4 protein-coding genes and 1 pseudogene are annotated in these 3,821 nt (G+C 65.5%); 1 reads left to right on the forward strand and 4 read right to left on the reverse strand.

Annotation, left to right across the window (positions count from 1 at the left end; genetic code table 11):
* The 4 genes from ACRDUX_RS09115 to ACRDUX_RS09130 form a co-directional block, all read right to left on the reverse strand.
* A partial coding sequence (locus ACRDUX_RS09115) for an SDR family NAD(P)-dependent oxidoreductase (protein WP_526413107.1) occupies positions 1-295 on the reverse strand: 295 nt, incomplete at its 3' end.
* A gap of 47 nt (positions 296-342) precedes the next feature.
* Positions 343-1,749 carry an aldehyde dehydrogenase family protein gene (locus ACRDUX_RS09120; RefSeq protein WP_526413110.1) on the reverse strand — a complete coding sequence of 469 codons (1,407 nt, stop codon included), beginning with the start codon at positions 1,747-1,749 and terminating at the stop codon, positions 343-345.
* 111 nt (positions 1,750-1,860) lie between these two features.
* Positions 1,861-2,793 carry a class I SAM-dependent methyltransferase gene (locus tag ACRDUX_RS09125; RefSeq protein WP_526413112.1) on the reverse strand — a complete coding sequence of 311 codons (933 nt, stop codon included), beginning with the start codon at positions 2,791-2,793 and terminating at the stop codon, positions 1,861-1,863.
* A 120-nt stretch (positions 2,794-2,913) separates the two neighbouring features.
* Positions 2,914-3,549, reverse strand: a complete 636-nt coding sequence (locus tag ACRDUX_RS09130; RefSeq protein WP_526413114.1) for a TetR/AcrR family transcriptional regulator — start codon at positions 3,547-3,549, stop codon at positions 2,914-2,916.
* A 189-nt stretch (positions 3,550-3,738) separates the two neighbouring features.
* Between ACRDUX_RS09130 and ACRDUX_RS09135 the strand changes: the two are divergent.
* Positions 3,739-3,821: pseudogene (locus ACRDUX_RS09135) on the forward strand (TetR/AcrR family transcriptional regulator); the annotation flags it as partial.

Here is a 3,821-nt window from a genome sequence, read left to right on the forward strand (position 1 = left end):
TGCTGACCACACCGTGCACGGCGCCGAATTCGTCGAGCGCCGTCTTGATGATGTTCTCGGCGCCCTCGGACTCGGCGACGCTGTCGTAGTTGGCGACGGCGCGGCCGCCCGCTTCCTTGATCTCGGCGACGACGTCGTCGGCCATGTTGTGTCCGGCGCCCGATCCGTCGCGGGATCCACCGAGGTCATTGACCACGACGCTGGCACCTTCGCGGGCGAGGGTCAGGGCGTATTCACGTCCGAGACCACCACCGGCACCGGTGACGACGATGACGCGATCCTGCACTCCGGGCATGAAGTTCCTTTCGTTGACAAATGATCAAGCTCGTCGAGCGTGCGCGGTCAGAAGAGCTTGCGCGCCAGCTTCCACGCCTTCTCTGTATACGGCGGGTAGATCATGGCAGTTAAGTCGGGTCGGGTGGGCTTGGTCAGCACCGACTTGCGGTGGCTGAACTCCTCGAAGCCGAACCTGCCGTGGTAAGCCCCCATCCCAGACGGTCCCACGCCGCCGAACGGCAGCTTCGTGGTCGAGAACTGGAAGAGGAGGTGGTTGACCAACATGCCGCCCGCCGACACCTCCCTGATGACCCGCTCCCGCACGCTCTTGGACTTGGTGAACAGGTAGGCCGCCAGCGGCTTGGGCCTCGAGTTCACGAATTCGATTGCCTCGTCGAGGGACCCGACGGTGACGATCGGCAGGATGGGGCCGAAGATCTCGTCGGTCATCAGTGGCTCGTCCACGGCGGGATCGACGACGACGGTCGGCTGGATCTCGATGGACACCGCATTCGAGCCCCCGCCGACCGCGATGGTGCCCTTCGTGGCGGCCAGTGCAGTGGTCAGGCGGTCGAAGTGGCGTTCGTTGACGATGCGCTTGCCCGAACTACCCGCCTCGAACGTCGCGACGGCCTCACCGATCTTGGCGACGAGCTCGTCGCGGATCTTCGCGTCGGCCAGCACGTAGTCGGGCGCGATGCAGATCTGGCCGGAGTTGATGAGCTTGGTCCACGCGATCCGCTTGGCGGCGACGGCGATGTCTGCGTCCGCGGCGACGATCACGGGGCTCTTGCCGCCGAGCTCCAGCGTGACCGGCGTCAAGTGCTTCGCCGCGCCCTCGTAGACCTTGCGGCCGATCTCGGTGCCGCCGGTGAAGCACAGCTTGTCGAAGCCCTGGGCGATGAGTTCCTGGCTGACCGCCCCGTCTCCTTCGATCACGGCGACCGCGTCGGGGTCCAGGTACTTGGGCACCAATTCGGCCATCAGCGCCGAGGACGCGGGCGACACCTCCGACGGCTTGAGGACGACGGCGTTGCCCGCGGCGAGCGCCCCAACGGCGGGTCCGAGCGTCAGCGCGAAGGGGAAGTTCCAGGCGCCGATGACCAGCACCGTGCCGTACGGCTCGTACTCGATCCAGGCGCGCCCCGGCAGCTGCGCCTTCTCCAGCAGCCGATGCTTGCGCTTGGTCCACTTGCCGACGTGCTTGGCGGCATCGGCGGCTTCGCCCGCAGTGCTGGCGATGTCGGCCAACCACGACTCGAAGGGCTTGCGGCCCAGATCCTGCTCGAGCGCCGCGGCGATGGCGGGCTCGTTGTCCACCATCAGCTTCTCAAGCGCTTCCAGCTGCCGCTTTCGCCATGCGACGTCGCGGGTGCGGCCGGTGGCGAAGGTCTTCCGCACGCGGGCGACCACGGCGGGAACGTCGACGGCGGTGGCAGCCGCGCTGGGCGGAGCCGGGGCTTCTGCGGTCATGGGGGAGTCCTTCCTGACCCGAGGAAGCTTCGATCCTAACCAACCACCCGGTTGGCGGACAGGCTTCGGGCGGGCTACCCAGTGCGCCTCGCGGCCCCATTCGGCCCTGGTTCAGCCGCGTTCTCCCACGACGAACGTCGAGAACGCGTCCTCGTCGGTCGTCTCGGTCAGCACCCAGCGGTCCAGCCGCTGCATCTCCGCCTGCGAGGTGACACCCGACGCCGTCCAACCGTGACCGTTCAGCCACTCCGTGACGTCCGCGCGGTCGGGATCGTTGTACATCAGCTCCTGAACGTCGAGCGCCTGCTCCATCTCGAACTTGGCGGACAGCTGCTGAAAACGCTCACGCATCTGGGTGCGCCGCTCCTCCGAATGCACGCCGACCGTCTCGGCGGCGACGCGGCTACCCGGGGCGCTCAGCGCGGTGATCCGCTCGAACAACAGGTCCTGCGCGTCGGCGGGCAGATACATCAGCAGGCCCTCGGCCAACCAGGCCGTCGGCGCGGTCTCGTCGAAACCCCCGTCGCGCAGCGCCGCAGGCCAGTCGACGCGGAGGTCGACGGGCACCTGCCGCAGCGCGGCCGACGGCTCGACGCCGTGCTCCGTCAGCGTTGTCGACTTGTACTCCAACACCTTCGGCTGGTCGATCTCGAAGACCGTGGTGCCGATGGGCCAGTCCAGCCGGTAGGCACGGGAGTCCAGACCCGACGCCAGAATCACGATCTGCCGGATTCCGCTCGCGGTCGCATCGGCGAAGAAGGCGTCGAAGAAGTGCGTCCGAACCGCCTGGTAATTGCCCATGTGCTCGAAGATCGCGGCGGCTTCCGCGTCCGCGTCCGCCACCTTCTCGATGAAGGCATCGTCGAGCATGAACTCCCAGACGCCCGTGCCCGCACCGGCCACCAGGATCTTCGCGTACGGGTCGCGGATCAGTGGCTCGTCGCGATCGGTTTCGCCGGCCCTGGCAGCGGCCACCATCACCGCGGTGGAGCCGACGCTGGTGGCGATGTCCCAGGTGTCGTCATGTGTGCGCAAGGAGCTCATCGAGAATGCCGTCCGTCGGGTGGTAGCGCTTGAAGGTTGTTCGCAATGCTACCGAGGAAGTTAGCCGTGCTAGCCGTCTGTGTGTGGTACATCACGCCGGACGCTCGGCCAGGTGGTGAGTTACTCGGCCAGCGTCCAGAGTTTGTTCGCCAAAAGCAGCTCCAGCTTATCGACGATGGCCGTCAGCTCGTCGTGGCCGCCGACGTACCCGGCATAGAAACCCATGCCCCACATCACCGCGACCAACATCTCGACCAGCGTCGGGACGTCCGCATCCGTCGTCAGCTCGCCTCGCTCGATGGAATCGTTGACGGCCCAGGTCACGAAGGCTCGGGACGTCTTCAACGAGTTGTGCTCGTCGCGGCTGAGCTCGGGGTGCCGCTGCGATTCCAACACCGACGTGACCAGGAACGCAGCGGCCGAGCGATCACGGGATTCCGCCTGCATGGCAGCCGAGAAGAACGCCGTCAACCTCTTGAGGAGCGACGTTTGTCCCGCCACCTTGGCCAACCCCGCGGCAACCACCATCGCGTTGGTCTTCTCGACCACTTCGCCGTACAACACACGCTTGCTAGCGAAGTAATGATTAATGGCTGGGCGGGTCAGATCGGCACGTATTGCGATTGCTTGGAACGTCGCCGCGTCGTACCCGAGTTCGCTGAAAACCTCGCGCGCCGCACGCACAATGCGCTCACGGGTCTCAGCCGCCTTCGCTGCAGGTGGGCGGCCAGGTCCTCGGGTAGCGGTATACGGCACAGTCAAATTGTGCCACACGTCTCCAGGCCATTAGGCACCAAACGGTTGCGGAGGCGTTAAAACACTAACTTCCAGCAAACCATCTTTGCCGTCAATCAGGGGTGTCCGCCCGAAATGTTACGAAATTCCGACATAGCTGAGCGGTCTAATTGCTGGCACGAACAGCGTTGCGAACTATCGTTTTCATCCATGGTGGCTGGCGTCTCCCGGGAGTCATACTTCGAGACTGGCCTCGACGTGCTCTCCGATCTCGGATACGGAGGCCTCAAACT

Origin of the sequence: Mycobacterium sp. (genome assembly GCF_050701675.1) — a bacterium.
Lineage (GTDB): Bacteria > Actinomycetota > Actinomycetes > Mycobacteriales > Mycobacteriaceae > Mycobacterium.